Here is a 23357-nt window from a genome sequence, read left to right as displayed (position 1 = left end):
ATGGCTATTGAAGGCGTATTAAACGAAGGTTTCATCACCACCTCGGCCGACAAGCTGATCAACTGGGCACGGACCGGGTCGATGTTCCCGATGACGTTCGGCCTGGCATGCTGCGCGGTTGAAATGATGCACGTGGGCGCTGCCCGTTACGACATGGACCGCTTCGGCGTCGTGTTCCGTCCGTCGCCGCGTCACTCCGACGTGATGATCGTGGCCGGCACGCTGTGCAACAAGATGGCGCCGGCACTGCGCAAGGTGTACGACCAGATGCCGGAACCGCGCTGGGTCATCTCGATGGGCTCCTGCGCCAACGGCGGCGGCTACTATCACTACTCCTATTCCGTCGTGCGCGGCTGCGATCGCATCGTGCCCGTCGACGTCTACGTGCCGGGCTGCCCGCCGACCGCCGAGGCACTGTTGTACGGCATCATGCAGCTGCAAAACAAGATCAAGCGCACCAATACGATTGCACGGTAACGGGGCGCTCAAGATATATGACAACACAACTGGAAGCTTTGCAAGGCGCCATTACCGGCGCCCTGGGCGAGCGCGTCACGCTCAGCGTGGCCCTCGGTGAAATCACCCTGGTCGTCAAGGCCGGTGACTACCACGCAGTGATGAAAACGCTGCGCGACAATGCCGCACTCGGTTTCGATACCTTCATCGACCTGTGCGGCATCGACTATTCCGCCTACGGCGAAGGCACGTGGGAAGGCCCGCGCTTCGCGGCCGTCACGCACCTGCTGTCGGTGAAGCACAACTGGCGCGTGCGCGTGCGCGTATTCTGCCCGGACGACGACATGCCGCTCGTGGAGTCGATCACCGACATCTGGCGCGCCGCCAACTGGTACGAGCGCGAAGCATTCGACCTGTACGGCATCCTCTTCGAGGGCCACAGCGACCTGCGCCGCATCCTGACCGACTATGGCTTCATCGGCCACCCGTTCCGCAAGGACTTCCCGGTCGCCGGCTACGTGGAAATGCGCTACGACGCCGAACAGGGTCGCGTGATCTACCAGCCCGTGACGATCGAGCCGCGCGAAAACGTGCCGCGCGTGATCCGGGAAGAAAAATACGGGATGAAATAATGGCTGAGATTAAGAATTACACCCTGAACTTTGGTCCGCAGCACCCGGCAGCGCACGGCGTGCTGCGCTTGGTGCTGGAGCTGGACGGCGAAGTGATCCAGCGCGCCGATCCGCACATCGGCCTGCTGCACCGCGCCACCGAGAAGCTGGCCGAGCAGAAGACCTACCTGCAGTCCGTGCCCTACATGGACCGCCTCGACTACGTGTCGATGATGTGCAACGAACACGGCTACGTGCTGGCCATCGAGAAGCTGCTGGGCATCGATGTCCCGCTTCGTGCCCAGTACATCCGCGTGATGTTCGACGAGATCACCCGCATCCTGAACCACCTGATGTGGCTGGGCGCGCACGCGCTGGACGTGGGCGCGATGGGCCCGTTCCTGTACTGCTTCCGCGACCGCGAAGACCTGTTCGACTGCTACGAAGCGGTATCCGGCGCGCGCATGCACGCGGCCTACTACCGCCCGGGCGGCGTGTACCGCGACCTGCCGGACGCGATGCCGAAGCACCGTCCGTCGTCGATCCGCAGCCAGAAGGAAATCGACCGCCTGAACGAACACCGCCAGGGTTCGCTGCTGGACTTCCTGGAAGCGTTCACGAACCGGTTCCCGGGCTATGTGGACGAGTACGAGACCCTGCTGACCGATAACCGTATCTGGAAGCAGCGTACCGTCGGCATCGGCGTGGTGACGCCCGAGGATGCGCTGGCGATGGGCTTCACCGGCGCGATGCTGCGCGGTTCCGGCGTGCAGTGGGACCTGCGCAAGAAGCAGCCGTACGAAGTGTACGACCTGATGGACTTCGACATCCCCGTCGGCACCAACGGCGACTGCTACGACCGCTACCTGGTGCGCGTGGAAGAACTGCGCCAGTCGAACCGCATCATCAAGCAGTGCATCGAATGGCTGCGCAACAACCCGGGCCCGGTCATGACGGACAACCGCAAGGTCGCTCCGCCATCGCGCGTGGACATGAAGTCCAACATGGAATCGCTGATCCACCACTTCAAGCTGTTCCAGGAAGGCTTCCACGTTCCGCCGGGCGAGGTCTACACGGCCATCGAACACCCGAAGGGCGAATTCGGCATCTACATCGTTTCCGACGGTGCCAACAAGCCGTACCGCCTGAAGATCCGTACGCCGGACTACACCCACCTGCAAAGCCTGGACGAAATGGCGCGCGGTCACATGATCGCCGACGCCGTCACCATCATCGGCACGCAGGACATCGTGTTCGGCAGTATCGACCGCTAACGAGGCAGGAAAAGATTATGTTATCCGAGCAGTGCTATAAAAAAATCGACCGCGAGCTGGCCAAGTACCCGGCCGACCAGCGCCAGTCGGCCGTGATGGCCTCGCTGGCCCACGCCCAGGTCGAACTGGGCTGGCTGTCGCCCGAAACGATGAAGGAACTGGCCGACTATATCGGCATGCCGGCGATCGCCGTGCAGGAAGTGGCCACCTTCTACAACATGTACAACCTCAAGCCGGTCGGCAAGCACAAGATCACCGTGTGCACCAACCTGCCATGCGCACTCTCCGGCGGCGTGAAGGCCGGCGAGCACCTGAAGCAGAAGCTGGGCATCGACTACCGCGACACCACCGAAGACGGCGAATTCACGCTGCTCGAAGGCGAGTGCATGGGGGCCTGCGGCGACGCGCCGGTGCTGCTGGTGAACAACCACCGCATGTGCAGCTTCATGAACAACGAGAAAATCGACGCGCTGGTGGAGGACCTGAAGAAATGACTTCGCTGCACGACCGTCACATCAATCCGCTCATCCTGAAGGACCTGAACGGCGACAACTGGCACCTGGCCGACTACGTGAAGCGTGGCGGCTATTCGGCGCTGCGCCGCATCCTGGAAGAGAAAATCCCGCCCGAGCAGATCATCGCCGAGCTGAAGACGTCCGGCCTGCGCGGCCGCGGCGGCGCGGGTTTCCCGACCGGCCTGAAGTGGAGCTTCATGCCGCGCCAGTTCCCGGGCCAGAAATACCTCGTCTGCAATACCGATGAAGGCGAACCGGGCACGTTCAAGGACCGCGACATCATCCGCTACAACCCGCATTCGCTGATCGAGGGCATGGCCATCGGCGCGTATGCGATGGGCATCACCGTGGGCTACAACTACATCCACGGCGAGATCTTCCAGGATTACCTGCGTTTCGAGGACGCACTGGAAGAAGCCCGTGCGGAAGGCTTCCTGGGCGACCGGATCATGGGTTCCGAGTTCAGCTTCCAGCTGCACGCGCACCATGGCTATGGCGCCTACATCTGCGGCGAGGAAACCGCGCTGCTGGAATCGCTGGAAGGCAAGAAAGGCCAGCCGCGCTTCAAGCCGCCATTCCCGGCCTCGTTCGGCCTGTATGGCAAGCCGACCACGATCAACAACACGGAAACGTTCGCTGCCGTGCCGTTCATCCTGAACATCGGCGCCGAGAACTACCTGGGCCTGGGCAAGCCGAACAACGGCGGCACGAAGATCTTCTCGATCTCCGGCGACGTGGAACGTCCGGGCAACTACGAGGTTCCGCTCGGCACGCCGTTCGCGAAGCTGATGGAACTGGCCGGCGGCATGCGCGGCGGCAAGAAGATCAAGGCGGTCATCCCTGGCGGTTCGTCCGCGCCGGTGGTGCGCGGCGAGATCATGATGCAGACCGACCTGGACTACGACTCGATCGCGAAGGCGGGCTCGATGCTCGGTTCCGGCGCCGTCATCGTGATGGACGAGACGCGCTGCATGGTCAAGGCGCTGGAGCGCCTGTCGTACTTCTACTACGAGGAATCGTGCGGCCAGTGCACGCCGTGCCGTGAAGGCACGGGCTGGATGTACCGGATGATCCACCGCATCGAGCACGGCCAGGGCCGCCAGACCGACCTGGACATGCTGAACTCGATCGCCGACAACATCCAGGGCCGCACCATCTGCGCGCTGGGCGATGCCGCGGCGATGCCGGTGCGCGCGTTCATCAAGCAATTCCGCGAAGAATTCGAATATCACGTCGAGCACAAGCACTGCCTGGTGCCTGTGTCGGCCTTCTAAAGCGTTGATCATGGTTGAAATCGAAATTGACGGCAAAAAGGTAGAAGTCCCACCGGGTTCAATGGTGATGGACGCTGCCAACAAACTGGGAACCTACATCCCGCACTTCTGCTATCACAAGAAACTGTCGATCGCAGCGAACTGCCGCATGTGCCTCGTCGAGGTGGAGAAGGCGCCGAAGCCGCTGCCGGCCTGCGCCACCCCCGTCTCCGCCGGCATGATCGTGCGTTCGCACAGCGAGAAGGCCGTGCAGGCGCAGAAGTCGGTGATGGAATTCCTGCTGATTAACCACCCGCTGGACTGCCCGATCTGCGACCAGGGCGGCGAGTGCCAGCTGCAGGATCTGGCCGTGGGCTACGGCAAGAACAACTCCCGCTACGAGGAAGAAAAGCGCGTCGTCGTGCCGAAAGAGGCCGGCCCGCTGGTCTCCATGAAGGAGATGAGCCGCTGCATCCACTGCACCCGTTGCGTGCGTTTCGGCCAGGAAGTGGCCGGCGTGATGGAACTGGGCATGCTGGGCCGCGGCGAACACGCGGAAATCACCACCTTCGTCGGCGAAGCCGTCAGCTCCGAGCTGTCCGGCAACATGATCGACCTGTGCCCGGTGGGCGCGCTGACGTCCAAGCCGTTCCGCTACAGCGCCCGTACGTGGGAACTGTCGCGCCGCAAGTCGGTGTCGCCGCACGACGGCCTGGGCACGAACCTGATCGTGCAGGTCAAGCAGGGCAAGGTCAAGCGCGTGCTGCCGCTGGAAAACGAGAACATCAACGAGTGCTGGATTTCCGACAAGGACCGCTTCTCGTACGAGGCCCTCGACTCCGCCGAACGCCTGACCCAGCCGATGCTGAAGCAGGGCGGACAGTGGAAAGAAGTCGACTGGCAGACCGCGCTGGAATATGTCGCGCACGGCTTGAAAAACATCCGTCACGAACATGGCGCCGATGCGATCGCCGCCTATGCCACCGCGCACTCCACGCTGGAAGAACTGGCCCTGCTGAAGAAGCTGGCATCGGGCATCGGTTCGGAGAACATCGATTTCCGCCTGCGCCAGACCGACTTCGCCCTCGACGGCCAGGTCACGCCATGGCTGGGCATGCCGATCGCGGACGTGTCGAACCTGCAGCGCGCGCTCGTCATCGGTTCGTTCCTGCGCAAGGATCACCCGCTGCTGGCATCGCGCCTGCGCGCCGCCGTGAAGAACGGCGGCCAGCTGACGCTGGTGCACGCCACGCGTGACGACAGCCTGATCACCGTCGCCAACAATATCGTGGCCGCGCCGTCGGACTGGCTGGCCGCGCTGTCGGGCATCGTGTCCGCCGTGGCCTCGGCCAAGGGCGAAGCTGCCCCGGCAGGCTTCTCCAGCGAGTTCAGCGACGCCGCCAAATCGGCCGCCGCGAGCCTGCTGTCCGGCGAACAGAAAGCCGTCTTCCTGGGCAACGCCGCCGTGCACCACCCGCAGGCGTCCGCGATCGCCGCGGCCGCGCAGTGGATCGCCAACGCGACCGGCGCGAAATTCGGCTACCTGACGGAAGCCGCGAACACCGTGGGCGGCTACATCGTCGGCGCATTGCCGGCGAAGGCCGAACCGGCGTTCGCCACGCCGAAGAAAGCCTACGTGCTGCTGAACGCCGAACCGGAACTCGATGCCGCCAATCCGGCGCAAGCCGTGGCCGCGCTGAAGGGTGCCGAGATGGTCGTCGTGATGTCCGCCTTCAAGCATGGCGCCGACTACGCCGACGTGCTGCTGCCCGTCGCGCCGTTCGCTGAAACGTCCGGCACCTTCGTGAGCTGCGAAGGCCGCGCGCAAAGCTTCAACGGCACCGTGAAGCCGCTGGGCGAAGCACGTCCGGCCTGGAAAGTGCTGCGCGTGCTGGGCAACATCCTGGGCCTGCCGGGCTTCGACTACGAAACCTCGGAATCGATCCGCGACGAAGTGCTGGGCGCGGGCGTGACCGACCTGTCGGCCAAGCTGTCCAACGTATCGACTTTTGCTTTGACGTCTTCCTCGTTCGGCGCCGGCGACAAGCTCGAACGCATCGCCGACGTGCCGATCTACTTCGCCGACGCGCTGGCGCGCCGCTCGCCGCCGCTGCAGGCGACCGTCGACGCGCAGGCGCCGAAGGCCGTCATCTCGGCAGCGCTGGGCGAACAGCTCGGCGTGAAGACGGGCGACATGGTGCAGGTGCTGCAAGGTAACGGTTCGGCGATCCTGGAAGCGCGTGTCGATGCCGGCCTGCCGGCCAACGTGGTGCGCGTCTCCGCGGCCCACGCTTCGACCGCGACACTGGGTGACATGTTTGGCCCCATCTCCGTGGCCAAGGCAGGGGAGGGCAAATAATGGCGCTGGAATTCGTCAATACCATCAACACCGCCGGCGCCGATGCGCTGGGCGCGGCCTGGCCGTTCGTGTGGACGATGATCAAGCTGCTGTGCGTCCTGATGCCGCTGCTGGGCATGGTGGCCTACGCCACGCTGTGGGAGCGCAAGCTGATCGGCTTCATCCAGATCCGTATCGGTCCGAACCGCGTGGGCCCGATGGGCCTGCTGCAACCGATGGCCGACGGCATCAAGATGCTGCTGAAGGAAATCGTCATCCCGACCAAGGCCGCCAAGGGCCTGTTCGTGATCGGCCCCGTAATGACCATCATGCCGGCCCTGGCTGCCTGGGCGGTGGTGCCGTTCGGCCCGGAAGCCGTGCTGGCCAACGTCAACGCCGGCCTGCTGGTGCTGCTGGCGATCACGTCGATGGAGGTGTACGGCATCATCATCGCCGGCTGGTCGTCGAACTCGAAGTACTCGTTCATGGGCGCGATGCGTGCATCGGCGCAGATGATCTCGTATGAAATCCCGATGGGGTTCGCGCTGGTCGTGATCCTGATGGTGTCCGGCTCGCTGAACTTCATCGACATCGTCACCAGCCAGCAGGTTGGCCGCTTCGCCGACATGGGCGTCAACTTCATGTCGTGGAACTGGCTGCCGCTGCTGCCGCTGTTCGTCGTGTACCTGACCTCCGGCCTGGCCGAGGCGAACCGTGCACCGTTCGACGTGGTCGAGGGTGAATCGGAAATCGTCGCCGGCCACATGGTGGAGTACTCCGGCATGTCGTATGCGATGTTCATGCTGGCCGAATACGCCAACATCATCCTCGTCGGCGCGCTGGCATCGATCATGTTCCTGGGCGGCTGGTCCGCACCGTTCGCGTTCCTCGAATTCGGCGGCGGTTTCGGCGGCTTCTTCTGGCTGTTCCTGAAGACGTTCCTGATCGTGTCGCTGTTCATCTGGGTGCGTGGTACCTTCCCGCGTTACCGCTACGACCAGATCATGCGTCTGGGCTGGAAGGTCTTCATTCCCCTCACGCTGTTCTGGCTCGTGCTCGTCGCGACCTGGATGCAGACGCCGTGGAACATCTGGAAGTAAGGAAGCGCAAAAATGACTCGAGTAAAAGATTTTATCGGCAGCATGATGCTGACCGAACTGATCAAGGGCCTCGCGCTGACGGGCAAGTACATGTTCTCGCGCAAGATCACCGTGCAGTACCCGGAAGAGAAGACGCCGATGTCGCCGCGTTTCCGCGGCCTGCACGCGCTGCGCCGCTATCCGAACGGCGAGGAACGCTGCATCGCCTGCAAGCTGTGCGAAGCGGTGTGCCCGGCCATGGCGATCACGATCGAATCCGACGAACGCGACGACGGCACGCGCCGCACGACGCGCTACGACATCGACCTGACCAAGTGCATCTTCTGCGGCTTCTGCGAAGAATCGTGCCCGGTCGATTCGATCGTCGAAACGCACGTGCTGGAATACCACGGTGAAAAGCGGGGCGACCTGTACTACACCAAGGAGATGCTGCTGGCTGTCGGCGACCGCTACGAGGCGGACATCGCCGCCAACCGCGCAGCGGATGCCGCGTACCGCTGATCTGGATCGGACTTACACATGACTTTTACAACCGTTTTGTTCTACGTGTTCGCGGCCATCATGGTGGTTTCCGCGGCACGCGTGATCACGGCGCGCAATCCCGTGACGGCGGCACTGTTCCTGGTGCTGGCCTTCTTCCAGGCAGCCGGCATCTGGATGCTGCTGAAAGCCGAGTTCCTCGCCGTCGTGCTGGTGCTCGTCTACGTGGGCGCCGTGATGGTGCTGTTCCTGTTCGTCGTGATGATGGTCGATATCGACCAGACCGAGTTGCGCAAGAACTTCTGGAGCTACCTGCCGGTCGCTTCCATCGTCGGCGGCATCATCGTGCTGGAGATGGCATCGGTACTGTGGCGCAGCTTCGGCGTGGAAACGCCGGTGCCTGAAGCCGCCAACACCATCGGCACCACGAAGGCGCTGGGCATGCTGATCTACACGCAGTACATCTACGCGTTCGAAGTGGCCGCCGTGATCCTGCTGCTGGCGATCGTTGCCGCCGTCGCGCTGACGCTGCGCCGCCGCAAGGACATCAAGTACTTCGATCCGGGCGAGGCCGTGCGCGTCAAGCGCAACGACCGCCTGAAGATCGTCAAGATGGACGCCGTCAAGAAAGAAGTGGCGTCGACCGTAGCAACCAAGGAGGCACCATGACCCTGTCACTGGCACATTACCTGGTCCTGGGCGCGATCCTGTTCGCGATCGCGATCGTCGGTATTTTCCTGAACCGCAAGAACGTCATCGTGCTGCTGATGGCGATCGAACTGATGCTGCTGGCGGTGAACACCAACTTCATCGCGTTCTCCCACTTCCTGGGCGACGCGGCGGGGCAGATCTTCGTGTTCTTCATCCTCACGGTGGCGGCGGCGGAGGCGGCAATCGGCCTCGCGATCCTGGTGCTCATGTTCCGTAACCTGGACACGATCAACGTCGAAGACCTGGACAGCCTCAAAGGCTAGTTTTTAACCCTCGAATAATAAACAGATAGGTTCATCATGACGGGGCTTAACCCTAACCTTCTTCTCGCTGTTCCCCTCGCGCCGTTGGCGGGGTCCGCGATCGCGGGCCTGCTGGGCACGAAGTTCTTCGGCAACGTGGTCAACCGCAAGGTCGCCACGGCAGCCACGATCCTGGGCGTGCTGGTCGCGTTCCTGATCTCCTTCCAGGTCTTCATGCAGGTACTGGACGGCGCCACCTACAACGATACGGTGTATCGCTGGATGACCGTGGCGGGCATCAACTTCGAAGTCGGCTTCCAGGTCGACTCGCTGACCGCGATGATGATGTGCGTCGTCACGTTCGTCTCGCTGATGGTGCACATCTACACGATCGGATATATGGCCGAGGACGAGGGCTACAACCGCTTCTTCTCGTATATCTCGCTGTTCACCTTCTCGATGCTGATGCTGGTGATGGCCAACAACTTCCTGCAGCTGTTCTTCGGCTGGGAAGCGGTGGGCCTGGTGTCCTACCTGCTGATCGGTTTCTGGTACAAGCGTCCGACCGCGATCTTCGCCAACATGAAGGCGTTCCTCGTGAACCGCGTGGGCGACTTCGGCTTCATCCTCGGTATCGGCCTGATCCTGGCCTACACGGGCACGATGGACTACCAGGAAGCGTTCGCCAAGAAAGACCTGCTGGTCAACGCGACGCTGCCGGGCACCGACTGGATGGTCATCACGACCGCCTGCATCTGCCTGTTCATCGGCGCGATGGGCAAATCGGCGCAGTTCCCGCTGCACGTGTGGCTGCCGGACTCGATGGAAGGCCCGACCCCGATCTCGGCACTGATCCACGCCGCGACGATGGTTACCGCCGGCATCTTCATGGTGTCGCGCATGTCGCCGCTGTTCGAACTGTCGGACGTGGCACTGTCGTTCATCCTCATCATCGGCTCGATCACCGCGCTGTTCATGGGCTTCCTGGGCATCATCCAGAACGACATCAAGCGCGTGGTGGCTTACTCCACGCTGTCGCAGCTGGGCTACATGACCGTCGCGCTGGGCGCATCGGCCTACTCGGTCGCCGTGTTCCACCTGATGACGCACGCGTTCTTCAAGGCGCTGCTGTTCCTGGGCGCGGGTTCCGTGATCATCGGCATGCACCACGACCAGGACATCCGCAACATGGGCGGCCTGCGCAAGTACATGCCGATCACGTGGATCACGTCGCTGCTGGGTTCCCTGGCACTGATCGGTACCCCGTTCTTCTCGGGCTTCTACTCGAAGGATTCGATCATCGAGGCGGTACATGCGACGAACCTGCCGGGCGCGGGCTTCGCGAACTTCGCGGTGCTGGCCGGCGTGTTCATCACGGCGTTCTACTCGTTCCGCATGTATTTCCGCGTGTTCCATGGCCCGGAAAACTTCGGTAAAGCCCATGCGCACGGCCATGACGACCATCATGCCAAGCATGACGACAAGCATGTGGCCAAGGCTGCCCATGGCGATCCGCACGCGCTGCACGATTCCGATGCGCACCATGAAGAGGAAGAGGACGACCACGGCCACCATGGCCTCGAGCCAGGCCAGAAGCCGCACGAGTCGCCGTTCGTCGTATGGTTCCCGCTGGCCGCGCTGGCGATTCCTTCGGTGATCATCGGCTTCCTGGCCGCCGGCCCGATGCTGCATGGCGACTTCTTCAACGGTGTCATCACCGTCGATGCCGCCAAGCACCCGGCGATGACCGAGCTGAACGAAATGTGGCACGGCCCCGTGGCGATGGCGCTGCACGGCCTGCAGACGGCACCGTTCTGGCTGGCCCTGGCCGGCGTGGTGGCGTCGTACTACTGCTACATGATCAATCCGCGCGTACCGGCATGGTTCTACGACAAGTTCAAGTTCCTGCACACGCTGCTGGACAACAAGTACTACATGGATGCGTTCAACCAGGCCGTGTTCGCCAAGGGCGCGCGCATGCTGGGTACCGGCCTGTGGCAGGTGGGCGACCGCGCGATCATCGACGGCTTCGTCGTCAACGGTTCCGCGAAACTGGTGGGCTGGTTCTCGTCGCTGGCGCGCCTGGGGCAGACGGGTTACATCTATCACTACGCGTTCGTGATGATCATCGGCATCCTGGGCTTCCTGGTGTACTTCCTGCCGTTCTGGCACGCTTAACGCCATACGCAAAAGAGATAAAAGATGCAGTCAACGTTAAATAATCTTCCTCCTTACCTCAGCCTGTCGATCTGGCTGCCGATCCTGTTCGGCGTCATCATCCTGGCAGTCGGCCGCGATTCGCGCGCCGGCCTGGTACGCGTGCTGGCACTGGTCGGCTCGATCGTCTCGCTGCTGCCGACGATCCCGCTGTTCACGCAGTTCGACAATGCCAAGCATGGCATCCAGTTCGCCGAAAGCAGCCCGTGGATCGAGCGCTTCAACATCCACTACTTCCTCGGCATCGACGGCCTGTCGCTGTGGTTCGTGCCGCTGACCGCGTTCATCACGATCATCGTCGTGATCTCCGCCTGGGAAGTGATCCAGGAGCGCGTGGCCCATTACATGGGTGCGTTCCTGATCCTGTCCGGCCTGATGATCGGCGTGTTCACGGCGCTGGACGGCCTGCTGTTCTACTTCTTCTTCGAAGCCACGCTGATCCCGATGTACATCATCATCGGCGTGTGGGGCGGCGCGAACCGCGTGTATGCGGCATTCAAGTTCTTCCTGTACACGTTCCTCGGCTCGCTGCTGACGCTGGTCGCGATCATCTACCTGTACAACAAGTCCGGCTCGTGGAACATCCTCGAATGGCACCAGCTGCCGCTCACGATGTCGGAGCAGGTGGCGATCTTCGTCGCCTTCTTCATGGCGTTCGCCGTGAAGGTGCCGATGTTCCCGGTGCACACCTGGCTGCCGGACGTCCACGTGGAAGCGCCGACCGGCGGTTCCGCCGTGCTGGCTGCGATCATGCTGAAGCTGGGCGCCTACGGTTTCCTGCGATTTTCGCTGCCGATCACGCCGGACGCCTCGCGAGACCTGGCGCCGGTCGTCATCGTGCTGTCGCTGATCGCCGTGATCTACGTGGGCTTGGTGGCCATGGTGCAGAAGGACATGAAAAAGTTGGTCGCCTACTCGTCGATCGCGCACATGGGCTTCGTCACGCTGGGCTTCTTCATGTTCAACGACATGGGCACGCAGGGCGCCATCATGCAGATGATCTCGCACGGTTTCGTGTCCGGCGCGATGTTCCTGTGCATCGGCGTGCTGTACGACCAGGCCCACTCGCGCCAGATCGCCGACTACGGCGGCGTGGTCAACAAGATGCCGAAGTTCGCCGCGTTCTTCATCCTGTTCTCGATGGCCAACTGCGGCCTGCCGGCAACCTCCGGGTTCGTGGGCGAGTTCATGGTGATCCTGGGCGCCGTGCAGTTCAACTTCGTGACCGGCATCCTGGCCGCGACCGCGCTGATCCTGGGCGCCGCCTACTCGCTGTGGATGGCCAAGCGCGTCATCTTCGGCAAGGTGGCGAACCACCACGTGGCCGAACTGAAGGACCTGAACAACCGCGAATTCCTGATGCTGGGTCTCCTGGCGATCGCGACCCTGTACATGGGCCTGTACCCGGCACCGTTCACGGATACGATGCAGACCTCGGTGGCCGACCTGCTGCAGCACGTCGCACAGACCAAGATCGCACAATGATTGCAGATAGGACCTTAGTTTTATGAATCCGATTTCTCCGACCGATACCAATCTCGCACCGATCTACGCGGAGATCTTCCTGCTGATCGCCACCTCGGCGATCCTGCTGATCGACGTGTACCTGCCGGCCGCCAAGCGCAACATCACATACATGCTGTCGCTGCTGGCCCTGGCCGGCACCGCGGTCATCACGTACGGCGATTTCGCTGCCGGCACCACGACCTATGCCTTCAACAACATGGTCGTGTCCGACCCGATGGGCAACCTGCTGAAGCTGTTCACCTACCTGTCGGTGGGCGTCACGCTGGTGTATGCGCGCCAGTACACGACCGACCGCGGCATGCTGAGCGGTAACCTGGGTGGCGAGTTCTACGGCCTCGCGCTGTTCGCCACGCTGGGCCAGATGGTGATGATCTCGGCCAGCAACTTCCTGTCCATCTACCTGGGCCTGGAACTGATGTCGCTGTCGCTGTATGCACTGGTTGCCCTGCGCCGCGACAACACCAACGCCACCGAGGCGTCGATGAAGTACTTCGTGCTGGGCGCGCTGGCTTCGGGCTTCCTGCTGTATGGCATGTCGATGCTGTATGGCGCGACGGGCACGCTGGACCTGGGCACGATGTCGGCCAAGATCGCCGCCGGCACCATCAACAACACGATCCTCGTGTTCGGCCTGGTGTTCGTCGTGGCCGGCCTGGCGTTCAAGCTGGGCGCCGTACCGTTCCACATGTGGGTACCGGACGTGTACCAGGGGTCTCCGACCGCCGTCACGCTGCTGCTGGGCGGCGCGCCGAAGCTGGCCACGTTCGCCATCGTCATCCGCCTGCTGGTGGAAGGCCTGATCCCGCTGGCGTTCGACTGGCAGCAGATGCTGCTGATCCTGGCCGTGATGTCGCTGGTGATCGGCAACCTGACCGCCATCGCGCAGACGAACATCAAGCGGATGCTGGCTTACTCGACGATCGCGCAGATGGGCTTCGTGCTGCTGGGCATGATGGCCGGCGTGATCGGCACCGACCAGTCGAACGGCACTGCCGCCTACAGCTCGGCCATGTACTACTCGATCACCTACGTGCTGACCACGCTGGCCACCTTCGGCCTGATCATGGTGCTGGCCCGCGCCGGCCACGAAGCCGAGGAACTGGCCGACTTCAAGGGCCTGGGCAAGCGCTCCGGCTGGTATGCGCTGGTGATGACGGTACTGATGTTCTCGCTGGCCGGCGTGCCGCCGATGATGGGCTTCATGGCCAAGCTGACCGTGCTGCAATCCGTGCTGAACGCCGGCCACCTGTGGCTGACCGTGTTCGCCGTGATGGCGTCGCTGATCGGCGCGTTCTACTACCTGCGCGTCGTGAAGACGATGTGGTTCGACGAGCCGGTCGACACGGCACCGATCCGCGTCGCCGGCGACAAGAACGTCGTGCTGGCCCTGAACGGCCTGATGGTCGTGGTGCTGGGCGTCGTGCCCGGCCCGCTGCTGGATGCGTGCACGCACGCGATCAGCAGGACGCTGGCGTCGTAAGCCATGGATATCGGCGCCTCGGCATGGTTGGTCGTCCTGCTGGCCCTGGTGCTGGCCAACCTGCCGTTCATCAATGAGCGCATCCTCGCCCTCGTTCCACTGAAAGGTGGAGCGGGGCAGGCTCCCGCCAAATCCTTCCTCGTGCGGCTGCTCGAACTGACGGTGCTGTACTTCATCGTCGGCGGCATCGGCCGCGCGCTGGAAGGGCGCATCGGTACCGTGTTCCCGCAAACGTGGGAGTTCTACGCGATCACCGCCTGCATGTTCCTCGTCCTCGCTTTTCCCGGCTTCGTCGTCCGCTACCTGAAGAAGAAGCACTGAAGAAGCACCGGGCGATGCCGGGATGCCCATCCCGGCATCGCTTTCCTTCCCGCGCTGCTACACTGTGGCCTTTACGATCACAGGAGCGTTCATGAGCGACGATGCTCACCTGAAGGAAGAAAAGGTCGACGGCGGCATCGCCTACGACGGCGGTTTCCTCAAGATCCACAAGGACCGCGTGCGGCTGCCCAACGGCGCCCTCACGAACCGCGAATACATCCGCCACCCCGGCGCGGTGGCGATCCTTCCCGTGCTGGACGACGGTCGCATCCTGCTGGAGCGCCAGTTCCGTTACCCGAATGCGCAAGTCTTCATCGAGTTCCCGGCCGGGAAAATCGACGAGGGCGAAGACCACCTCGAATGCGCGAAACGCGAGCTGGAAGAGGAAACGGGCTACACCGCGACCGAATGGCATTTCGTCACCACCATCCACAACGCCATCGCCTATTCCGACGAGCACCTCGATCTGTACCTGGCGCGCGGCCTGACGGCGGGCGACGTGAAGCTGGACGAAGGCGAATTCGTGGAATGCTTCACGGCCACGCTCGACGAGCTGCTGGAGTGGGTGCGCACGGGCGAGGTCTCGGACGTGAAGACGGTCATCGGCGCGTTCTGGCTCGACAAGCTGCGGCGCGGGGACTGGAAGCTGGACTGACCATGCCGGGCGTTTCGCCGGCGCCGCTGCCGCTGCCGTTGCTACTGCTACTGCTGGCATCGATGCTGCCACTGGGGCAGGCGGCCCAGGCCGCGCCGGCACGCACGGCTTTCCAGGTGCGCTGCGAGGATACGATCACCAAGACCGTCTCGGTGTTTTCGGCAAAGCAGAACGGCTACACGGTCAACACGCAGCTCTCCTATAAAATGCTGACCGCGATGAAGGGTGTGGCGCGCCGCAACGAATTCGTGCTGGGCCTGACGCGCACCGAATCGATGGTGCGGATCGGCGCGGACGGCTCGATGCTGCAGGACCCTGCGACCGGCTACGAATGCATCGCGCCGCAATTGCAGGTGCAGCTGACCTACGCGCCGGTGAAAATCTATGTCGGCAACGAGTTCCCCGTGGGTTCGTGCGGCTACAAGGAAATCCTCGCGCACGAGATGCGGCATATGCAGGCCTATATGGATCACCTCCCGAAGGTGGAGAAGACGGTCGCCGCCGCGCTGGCGAAGCGCTTCGGCGGCAAGCCGTTCTATGCGCCGAGCGGTACGGCGCGCTCGGCACTGTCGTTCGAGATCGACTCCGGCTGGCTGCCCTACATCAAAGCCGAAATGGCGAAGGTGGAGGCGGTGCAGGCGGCGATCGACGCGCCGGCCGAATATGCGCGGCTGTCGAAGGCATGCAATGGCGAGATCCAGAAGATTTTGATCAAGACGCGCGCCGGGCGCTGAAAGATGAAAAAGTTGCCTGAGAGTGGGTCAGGAAGGAGTGCTGGCTTGCAAGCCAACACCGCCTTGCAGGCAAAGAGCGGTGCTCTTTGAAACCCCAGCAAGGAAGGAGTGCTGGCTTGCAAGCCAACACCGCCTTGCAGGGAAAGAGCGGTGCTCTTTGAAACCCCTGCAAGGAAGGAGTGCTGGCTTGCAAGCCAGCACCGCCTTGCAGGCAAAGAGCGATGCTCTTTGCCTGCAAGGCCCCCTGTTTCAGGAAATAGTCTGATTGCGAACTGGGAACAATGAAATACTTTGCACTGATCCCCGCCGCCGGCGTGGGAGCGCGGATGGCGGTGGGCTATCCGAAACAATACCTGCCGCTGCTGGGCCGCCCGATGCTGCGCCATACGGTCGAAGCATTCCTGCGCTCGCCGCTGGTCGAGCACACGTACGTGGTCGTCAGTGCCGGCGATGCCTATGTGGCCGACGTGCTGCCCGACGATCTGGAAGGTGTAACGGTGCTGCGCTGCGGCGGTGCCACGCGGATGGAGTCGATCCGCAACGGGCTGCGCCTGCTGGCGGCGGCGATCGGCGCGGACGATCGCGTGCTGGTGCACGATGCGGCCCGGCCCGGCCTGACGCCCGCGCTGATCGGCAAGCTCGTTGCCGAAGCGGGCAGCGAAGCGGCCGGCGGCCTGCTCGCGCTGCCCGTCGTCGATACCGTGAAGAGCACCCGTGGCGGGGGCGTCGCGACCACGCCGCGCGACGGCCTGTGGCTGGCCCAGACGCCGCAGATGTTCCCGTGCGCGCTGCTGCGGCGGGCGCTCGAGGAAGCGCCCGACCCCGATGCGATCACGGACGACGCCAGCGCCGTCGAACTGCTGGGCTATTCGCCGCGGCTGGTCGAGGGCCACCCGCGCAACCTGAAGGTGACGCTGCCGGCCGACGTGCGCATCGCCGAAATGTACCTCTCGATGGATATCACACAATGAAAAAACACCCGTTCCGCATTGGCCAGGGCTATGACAGCCATCGCCTCGTCGAAGGCCGCAAGCTGATCCTCGGCGGCGTCGACATTCCCCATGTCAAGGGCCTGGATGGCCATTCGGATGCCGATGCGCTGCTGCACGCCGTCACCGACGCGATCCTCGGCGCCGCGGCGCTGGGCGACATCGGCAGGCATTTCCCCGACACGGCCGTCGAGTTCAAGGGCGCCGACTCGCGCGTGCTGCTGCGCGCCGCGGCGGACAGGGTCAAGGCAACGGGCTATGACATCGGCAACGTCGATGCGACGATCATCGCCCAGCGCCCGAAGATGGCGCCGCATATCGGCACGATGGTCGCCAACATCGCCGCCGACCTCGGCATCGAGCCGGGCCAGGTGAACGTGAAGGCCAAGACCAACGAGAAGATGGGTTACCTGGGCCGCGAGGAAGGCATCAACGCCGAGGCGGTCGCACTGCTCGTGCTGCGCGAGGACTGATGGGCCGCGACCTGTCCGCCTACCGCGAGGTGGCCGTCGAATCGTTCGACGACCGCGGCATGGTGCGCGTCCGCCCGATGGTGGGGCAGGCTTACCACCCGCTGCTGCGGGTGCAATGCGCGCGCGCCTTCGTCACCGATTACCCGGTCGGCACGCGCTTCCTCGTGCACGCGAAACTGACCGACCGGCTTGGCGGGCCGCCGTTCCTGTACGTGTACCATGGCGATCCGGTGGTGGTGTTGACCACCGCGCAGGCAAGAAAATTCCTCGCCGAGTTCCGGCGGGGCCGCATCTGACATCGCGTCGACAGGGGGAACCGTGATACGCATTCGTGACATCGACCACGTCGTGCTGCGCGTGGTGGACCTGGACCGCATGACCCGCTTCTACCTCGATGTGCTGGGCTGCTCGATCGAGCGGCGGCAGGACGAGATCGGCCTCGTGCAGCTGCGGGCCGGCAGCGCCCTGGTCGACCTGGTACCCGTCGACGGGAAACTGGGCCGCATGGGCGGGGCTCCGCCGGGGAGGGAAGGCCGCAATGTCGACCATGTCTGTTTTCGCGTCGAGCCGTTCGACGAAGCGGCGATCCGCGCCCACCTGGACCGCTTCGGCGTGGCCAGTGAACCGGCCGCCTCGCGCTATGGCGCCGAAGGGGAGGGGCCGTCGATCTACATCGACGACCCGGAGGGCAATACGGTGGAGCTGAAGGGCCCGCCGTACTGATTGCTTCCCAAGACGTTCAGTCGGGCCGCAGCGGAAACGCGACCCGGAACACCACGTGCGGCGCCTCGTAGCGGTAGGTGACGGTGCCGCCGTGCCCCTTGGCGATATTCTCGGCGATATAGAGCCCGAGGCCCATGCCGGTGCGGTTGGCACGGTTCTGCAGCGCCACCCGCTTGAAGGGGTTGAACAGCTGTGCCGCCAGTTCGGGCGCGATCGGCGCGCCTTCATTGCGCACCTCGAGCACCGCATTGTCGCCTTCGGTGCTCAGCGACACGAGGATCGGCTGGCCATTGGTGCCGTGGTGGCGCGCGTTGCTGAGCAGGTTGCTGATCACCTGCGCCATGCGGTCCGGGTCGGCGCAACCATGCACTGCCGGTGCGATGTCGGCGTGGTACACCGTGCCGGGATGGGCGAAGCGCATTTCATCGAGCAGGTCTTCGGCCATCTTCGACAGGTCGACGTCGATCTTGCGCATCGCCAGGCCGAGGCCGCTGTCGAGCCGGCTCATGTCGAGCACCTGGCTGATCAGTCGCTGCATGCGGCCGGACGAGCGCTCGATGCGCTGCCCCAGTTGCTGCGGCTGGGCGCCGTGCTGCAGCACGGTGGCCGCCATCGAGATCGACTGCAGCGGATCGCGCAGGTCGTGGCCCAGCATCGCCAGCAGCTGCATGCGCGCGCGTTCGGTTTCGGCGTGGCGGGCCATGCTGGCGCGGTGCATTTCTCCCAGCAACAGTTCGGCGACCATCAGCCGCGCCGGTTACCACGGCACGGCCTTGTCGTGTACCGATTCCACCCATTCGTCGAACGAGCCACGCGGCGTCAGGCGGTGGCCCAGCGGGCCTGTCTTGAGCAGCTTGTCCGGCTTGCCGGCCCAGCGCACGGTTTCGACCTGCTCCTTGCGCAGCGCCAGCAGCCAGCCGGACGTAGCGGGATCGAAGTGCAGCGCCAGCAACCCGACCCACGGGCCAAGACGTTCGCGCATCGCCTCGGGCCACTCGGCGCGGCTGTAACGGTGCAGCATCTCGTCGCCATCCGGCGGCAGCGACGCCACGATCGCGGCGGCCAGCTCCTCGTCCACCCCGTGCGCCGCCAGCTTGCCCTGCTGGGCGAACACCAGCGCGTCGGCGGCAAGTTTTGCGGCCAGTTCCGCCACATGCTGTTCCAGGGCAGCCAGCACGTCCTCCTCGTGCAGCAGCGTCTCGATCAGCCGCGTACGCACCTCCGCCGCCTGCTCCGCCAGCGCAACCCGATCGCGCGAGTCGAGGCTCAGCACTGCCGCACCCAGCACCTGCGCCATCACGTCGCACGCCATGCGCACCGCATACGGCACGCGCAGCGGCGCCATGTGATGGCAGGCGATCAGCCCCCACAGCCGGCCGTTGATCACGATGGATACGCTCATCGACGCGCCCACGCCCATGTTCTGCAAATACTCGACGTGGATCGGCGACACGCTGCGCAACACCGAATGGCTCATGTCCAGCTGCGGATCGCCAGCCACGCCCAGTACCGGCACCGGTGCATAGCCGATGTCGGCAATCAGGCGCAGCGTGTTGATCGTGTAGAGCCGGCGGGCCTGGGCGGGAATGTCGCTGGCCGGATAGCGCATGCCCAGGAAGGGCTTCAGGTCGTCACGCCGGGCTTCGGCGACGACGTCGCCGCTGTCGTCGTGCCGGAAGCGGTAGGCCATCACACGGTCGAAGCCCGTGATGGCGCGCACCTGTTCCACGGCGTGGCGCAGCAGGTCCTCGATCGTGCGCTGGCGGCGCAACCGCTCGATGGCCGCGTGGGCCTTCAGCGCGAACGCGGCCAGCGCATCGGCCCCCACCTGGCGCAACTCGAATTCGGCGATCGCATGCGTGCCGTTACCGTGCACGACGCAATCGAACGTATGGCCGTTGCCGTGCGTTTCGATGCCGGTCGGCGAGTCGGCGCCGTCTTCCAGGCAGGCGCGCAACTGTTCCACCACGCCTGCCTCGAGCCCGAGCCCGCCGTAGCGCATGCCGATGGCGGGCTCGAAGCCCAGCAAGCCGGCGGCGTTGGTGCTCCAGGCGCGCAAGGTGCCGTCAGCCGCGAATGCCAGCAAAGCGCCATGCGGCTGGATCAGGCCGGGAATATGGATCGGTTCATCCGCGCAATTGTCCAGGCCGATCGGCGTGGCCGGCCGCCCCTGGGGCCCCGGTTGTTCGCTCATGCGGCGGCCCGTGGCGGGGCGACAGCAGCGTCGGCGGTGCGGCGTATCGCGATCAGGCTGTCGAAGGCGTCGCAGGCGCCCTGGCAAGCCTCGGCGACCGCGGCTTCATCCTGCACCGATGCGCGCAGCGCACGGAGGAAGTGCTGCCAGCGGGGGCCGGGCGGCACGCCGCCGGCCTGCAGGTAGTGCAGCGGATGCGGTGCCAGCCGGTCCGCCAGCCGGCGGTACAGTACGGCGCCGCCCAGGCGCGAACCTTCGATCACGTACGACACGCCCCAGCGGTAAGCGGCGCTGTCGCGGCCGTGCCACGGTGCAAGCGCCGCCGGATCGTCCCCTCCTGGCATCGCCGGATCGGCAAGGTCCGCCTCGATCTGGGGCAAGTGAGGCGAGGGCGCCAGCAGCGCGGCATCCTGCGGCCCGTCGGCGAAGCGCGCCTGCCAGGCCTCGATCGGTTCCAGCCAGCGCCGCAGCAGCGCGAGGTGGGCGCGGTAGTCGTCCAGCGTCGGCAGCGGCCGCGCAAGCGGCATGCCGCTGTCCAGTTCAGCGTGGCGGGTGGCGGTAGCTTCGCGCAGGGCGGCAAGGATTTCGGAGCGATCGACGGTCATTGGAGCATTGTACCGTTCAGTCCTGGTCGTCGTCGTCCGATTCGCCGTCCGGCACGTCGCGCCGGCGCTCGGCGTCGGCCTCCAGGCGCAGGCGCGCGGCGGCACCCATGAAATCGTCCACGCTGTGGTCCGGGCTCTGGCGCACGGCCGGCGGCAGCAGCACCGACATGTACAGTTCGTCCGACAGGCGGCCCGTACCCTGCAGGTTGCTCATCATGACCAGCCCCGATCCTAGGCCCATCAGCACGCCGCATGCGACCTGCAGCCGCCTCGGCGACATGTGGGGCCGCACGGTGCGCACGTGGAAGTACACCATGCCGCAGACGATCAGGATCGCCATGTGGTTGCCGTAGCGGGTGAAGACTTCGGCGGACCAGGCAAAGGCCAGCACCGACGACAGCGCCTTCCACGCGCCGATCGCCACCAGCCCGGCTCCCAGGATGAACAGGTGCCGGCCGAGGCGCGCGTGGCCGCCGAACAGCCGGTTGACCAATGCCCAGACGCCGCTCCACACCAGGCCCGCGCCCAGGCCGGTGGCGATCGTCAGCAGGTAGCGGATCGCCTGGAACCCCTCGGTATCGGTCAGCGCTTCATCGACGCCGAGGAACAGTGCGATCAGCGCCACCCCGGCGAGCGCCGGCGCGCCGCCTTCCCATGCATGCATCGTGGTATCCGTGACTTCCGCTTCGACCGGGAAGGCGGCGTCGCGCACGCGCAGCCGCGTATGCCCGAGCCGCACGACCGTGGTACCGTCCAGCGCCACCGCCGGCTGGCGCCGGCCATGCAGCACGATGCCGTTCCGGCTGTCCAGGTCGCGCAGCACGAGGGCGCCGTCGCCATCCCGTTCCAGCACCGCATGGTGGGCCGCCGTGTGCGCATCGTCCAGCACGAAGTCGTTGTCGTAGCCGCGGCCGAGCGTGACGGGCAGTGTGTCGAAACGCTGCCGGGAGAGCACGTCGCCATTGCGGGCCAGGATCTCGATGAAGTACGGTGCCGTCATTTGGCACCCGTGCGCGCCAGCGCTTCGAGGAAGGCGCGTGCGGTCCGCATGCCGTTGTCATAGGACACGCCGCGCGCGTCCAGCCGGCTTTGCAGGTTCATCATGCCATCGTCGGTGCTGGCCGTCAGCAGCGAGAAGTCGTACAGGCCGGCGAACTTGCGGTACGCGCGCACGCACAGCACGGCGCGCATCGGCAGCGAGCCGTTCGTCACGAACTGCTCCGCGCACTGCGGGCCGGTCAGGCGACTGTCCTTGTAGCTGCCGAACGATTCGTTCTTGAACGAGGCGGACGACAGCTGGGCGAAGCGGATCGCATCGAGCCCGGTGCTGCGCAGGTACTGGTGGCGGATGCCGACCGCGCCCGTCTGCAGCGAGCCGGACACGAACACCGACGACTCCATCGTGCAGCTCGTGGTATCGACGGCGAACGGCTTCTCGGCGCGCGACGTGGCCTGCGCGCTGGAATTGCCCCAGCAGCGCATCTGCTCCGTTTCGCGCACCGGCACCTCGTAGGGGCCCATTGCCTTTTTCGTCAGCGGGCCGGCCAGCAGGTGGTCGACCATGGCCTTCTGGTGCGCCAGCAGCTGCTGCGTGACGATCGCCGTGAAATCCCTGGGCGCCGCGCGCTTGGCGTCCAGCGCGTCCGTCACCTGCTTGAGCAGCCGCTGCGCGTAGCGGATCGGCACGAGGAAGCTGACCAGCTCACCGTCAAGCCGCTTGGCCACGTTGACGCCGGCTACGTCGCCATTGGCGGTCACGCTGGGGCCGCCGCTCATGCCCGAGTTGATCGGTCCGGTGAACATCAGCTGGTCGTAGAAGCTGCGTGAAATGACGCCGTTGAACGCGCCTTCGGAAATGGCAAAGCCCAGGTCCAGCGGGTTGCCGAGCGAGTACAGGTACTGGCCCTGCGTGAGCCGCGCCGATTCCTCGGGCACCTTGAAGAAGCCCGTACCGTAGCGGTTCACGCGCACCACCGCCAGGTCGTGCAGCACGTCGACCGCCAGCAGTTCGATGTTGCCGCGCTGCCCGGCCGTGTCGACCCATTCGCCCGTGTACGTTTCCGGATCGAGCGCGAACTGCGACACCACATGGTAGTTGGTCAGCACCAGGTTCGACGTGCCGACCAGGAAGCCGGAACCGACCGACGATTGCGTGCGGCCGCTTTTCAGCAGCGAACGCACCTGCAGCAGGTCGGCCTTGGCGGCGGCATACAGCTTTTGCGCGGCGGACGAGGGCGTGGGCAGCGGTGCGGTGTCACTCCCCTGAGCACCCTGCGCGGGAGCGCGCCCGGGCGCCGGTGCGGCGGCAGGCGCCTGCGGGCCCGGGGGATTCGACGGAGAGGATGGCGGGACCGGCGCGGCCGCTGCGGCGGCGCCCCAGGTCACGGTGATCGCGAATTGAACGGATGCGGCAAGCCGGTGAGGTTTCATGCAGTTCCTGAACTACTTTTCGACAAAGA

Annotated in this window: 25 protein-coding genes; 20 read left to right on the top strand and 5 right to left on the bottom strand. The window is 64.7% G+C overall.

What is annotated here, in order from left to right; genetic code table 11:
- The 20 genes from ACY65G_RS02470 to ACY65G_RS02375 all read left to right on the top strand — a co-directional run bounded on the left by ACY65G_RS02470 (nt 1) and on the right by ACY65G_RS02375 (nt 18099).
- Nucleotides 1–477 carry a NuoB/complex I 20 kDa subunit family protein gene (locus ACY65G_RS02470; protein ID WP_130188314.1) on the top strand — a complete coding sequence of 159 codons (477 nt, stop codon included), beginning with the start codon at nt 1–3 and terminating at the stop codon, nt 475–477.
- A 17-nt stretch (nt 478–494) separates the two neighbouring features.
- Nucleotides 495–1088, top strand: a complete 594-nt coding sequence (locus ACY65G_RS02465; protein ID WP_464995772.1) for an NADH-quinone oxidoreductase subunit C — start codon at nt 495–497, stop codon at nt 1086–1088.
- The gene (locus tag ACY65G_RS02460; protein WP_464995771.1) at nt 1088–2341 is read left to right on the top strand and encodes an NADH-quinone oxidoreductase subunit D; all 1254 of its coding nucleotides are present in this window, start codon (nt 1088–1090) and stop codon (nt 2339–2341) included. Before ACY65G_RS02465 ends, ACY65G_RS02460 begins: the two co-directional genes overlap by 1 nt.
- A gap of 17 nt (nt 2342–2358) precedes the next feature.
- Nucleotides 2359–2835 (top strand): NADH-quinone oxidoreductase subunit NuoE, encoded by a 477-nt coding sequence (nuoE, locus tag ACY65G_RS02455; protein WP_464995770.1) that lies wholly within the window; start codon nt 2359–2361, stop codon nt 2833–2835.
- A complete protein-coding gene (gene nuoF, locus ACY65G_RS02450; RefSeq protein ID WP_464995769.1) occupies nt 2832–4130 on the top strand; it encodes an NADH-quinone oxidoreductase subunit NuoF in 1299 nt (432 codons plus the stop codon). Before nuoE ends, nuoF begins: the two co-directional genes overlap by 4 nt.
- Nucleotides 4131–4140: 10 nt before the next feature.
- A complete protein-coding gene (gene nuoG / locus ACY65G_RS02445; protein ID WP_464995768.1) occupies nt 4141–6468 on the top strand; it encodes an NADH-quinone oxidoreductase subunit NuoG in 2328 nt (775 codons plus the stop codon).
- Nucleotides 6468–7547 carry an NADH-quinone oxidoreductase subunit NuoH gene (gene nuoH / locus ACY65G_RS02440; protein WP_137313938.1) on the top strand — a complete coding sequence of 360 codons (1080 nt, stop codon included), beginning with the start codon at nt 6468–6470 and terminating at the stop codon, nt 7545–7547. The genes nuoG and nuoH overlap by 1 nt, the downstream gene beginning before the upstream one ends.
- A gap of 12 nt (nt 7548–7559) precedes the next feature.
- Entirely contained in the window at nt 7560–8048 is a 489-nt protein-coding gene (gene nuoI, locus ACY65G_RS02435; protein ID WP_130188321.1) for an NADH-quinone oxidoreductase subunit NuoI, read from the top strand.
- A gap of 18 nt (nt 8049–8066) precedes the next feature.
- On the top strand, nt 8067–8696 hold the full coding sequence (locus ACY65G_RS02430) for an NADH-quinone oxidoreductase subunit J (RefSeq protein ID WP_137313937.1): 630 nt from the start codon (nt 8067–8069) through the stop codon (nt 8694–8696).
- Nucleotides 8693–9001, top strand: a complete 309-nt coding sequence (gene nuoK / locus ACY65G_RS02425; protein ID WP_131144713.1) for an NADH-quinone oxidoreductase subunit NuoK — start codon at nt 8693–8695, stop codon at nt 8999–9001. The genes ACY65G_RS02430 and nuoK overlap by 4 nt, the downstream gene beginning before the upstream one ends.
- Before the next feature lie 36 nt (nt 9002–9037).
- Nucleotides 9038–11158 (top strand): NADH-quinone oxidoreductase subunit L, encoded by a 2121-nt coding sequence (gene nuoL, locus ACY65G_RS02420; RefSeq protein ID WP_464995767.1) that lies wholly within the window; start codon nt 9038–9040, stop codon nt 11156–11158.
- Between the two features lie 24 nt (nt 11159–11182).
- Nucleotides 11183–12682 (top strand): NADH-quinone oxidoreductase subunit M, encoded by a 1500-nt coding sequence (locus tag ACY65G_RS02415; RefSeq protein WP_464995766.1) that lies wholly within the window; start codon nt 11183–11185, stop codon nt 12680–12682.
- Nucleotides 12683–12704: 22 nt separating this feature from the next.
- Entirely contained in the window at nt 12705–14204 is a 1500-nt protein-coding gene (gene nuoN, locus ACY65G_RS02410; protein ID WP_464995765.1) for an NADH-quinone oxidoreductase subunit NuoN, read from the top strand.
- Nucleotides 14205–14207: 3 nt separating this feature from the next.
- Nucleotides 14208–14525 (top strand): DUF2818 family protein, encoded by a 318-nt coding sequence (locus ACY65G_RS02405; RefSeq protein ID WP_464995764.1) that lies wholly within the window; start codon nt 14208–14210, stop codon nt 14523–14525.
- 91 nt (nt 14526–14616) lie between these two features.
- On the top strand, nt 14617–15180 hold the full coding sequence (locus tag ACY65G_RS02400) for an NUDIX domain-containing protein (RefSeq protein ID WP_464995763.1): 564 nt from the start codon (nt 14617–14619) through the stop codon (nt 15178–15180).
- A gap of 2 nt (nt 15181–15182) precedes the next feature.
- Nucleotides 15183–15914 carry a hypothetical protein gene (locus ACY65G_RS02395; protein WP_464995762.1) on the top strand — a complete coding sequence of 244 codons (732 nt, stop codon included), beginning with the start codon at nt 15183–15185 and terminating at the stop codon, nt 15912–15914.
- Between the two features lie 281 nt (nt 15915–16195).
- A complete protein-coding gene (ispD, locus tag ACY65G_RS02390; protein WP_464995761.1) occupies nt 16196–16885 on the top strand; it encodes a 2-C-methyl-D-erythritol 4-phosphate cytidylyltransferase in 690 nt (229 codons plus the stop codon).
- Nucleotides 16882–17376 (top strand): 2-C-methyl-D-erythritol 2,4-cyclodiphosphate synthase, encoded by a 495-nt coding sequence (gene ispF / locus ACY65G_RS02385; RefSeq protein ID WP_464995760.1) that lies wholly within the window; start codon nt 16882–16884, stop codon nt 17374–17376. Before ispD ends, ispF begins: the two co-directional genes overlap by 4 nt.
- Entirely contained in the window at nt 17376–17672 is a 297-nt protein-coding gene (locus ACY65G_RS02380; RefSeq protein ID WP_464995759.1) for a hypothetical protein, read from the top strand. The genes ispF and ACY65G_RS02380 overlap by 1 nt, the downstream gene beginning before the upstream one ends.
- Nucleotides 17673–17694: 22 nt before the next feature.
- Complete coding sequence (locus tag ACY65G_RS02375; RefSeq protein ID WP_464995758.1) at nt 17695–18099, top strand: VOC family protein; 405 nt, start codon at nt 17695–17697, stop codon at nt 18097–18099.
- A gap of 16 nt (nt 18100–18115) precedes the next feature.
- Here the strand turns inward: ACY65G_RS02375 and ACY65G_RS02370 are convergent, their stop codons facing one another.
- The 5 genes from ACY65G_RS02370 to ACY65G_RS02350 are packed head-to-tail and all read right to left on the bottom strand — an operon-like array spanning nt 18116 to nt 23328.
- Nucleotides 18116–18844 (bottom strand): sensor histidine kinase, encoded by a 729-nt coding sequence (locus ACY65G_RS02370; RefSeq protein ID WP_464995757.1) that lies wholly within the window; start codon nt 18842–18844, stop codon nt 18116–18118.
- Between the two features lie 12 nt (nt 18845–18856).
- Entirely contained in the window at nt 18857–20293 is a 1437-nt protein-coding gene (locus ACY65G_RS02365; protein WP_464995756.1) for a GAF domain-containing protein, read from the bottom strand.
- Complete coding sequence (locus ACY65G_RS02360) at nt 20290–20898, bottom strand: biliverdin-producing heme oxygenase (RefSeq protein WP_464995755.1); 609 nt, start codon at nt 20896–20898, stop codon at nt 20290–20292. The genes ACY65G_RS02365 and ACY65G_RS02360 overlap by 4 nt, the downstream gene beginning before the upstream one ends.
- 16 nt (nt 20899–20914) lie before the next feature.
- A complete protein-coding gene (locus tag ACY65G_RS02355; protein ID WP_464995754.1) occupies nt 20915–21898 on the bottom strand; it encodes an FHA domain-containing protein in 984 nt (327 codons plus the stop codon).
- Nucleotides 21895–23328: a S1C family serine protease gene (locus ACY65G_RS02350; RefSeq protein WP_464995753.1), complete on the bottom strand. Its 1434-nt coding sequence runs from the start codon at nt 23326–23328 to the stop codon at nt 21895–21897. The genes ACY65G_RS02355 and ACY65G_RS02350 overlap by 4 nt, the downstream gene beginning before the upstream one ends.
- Nucleotides 23329–23357: the final 29 nt, after the last annotated feature.

Source organism: Pseudoduganella sp. jia 12, from assembly GCF_055502675.1.
Note: the sequence above shows the minus strand (reverse complement) of the source record. Positions and strands in the feature narration are given on the sequence as shown.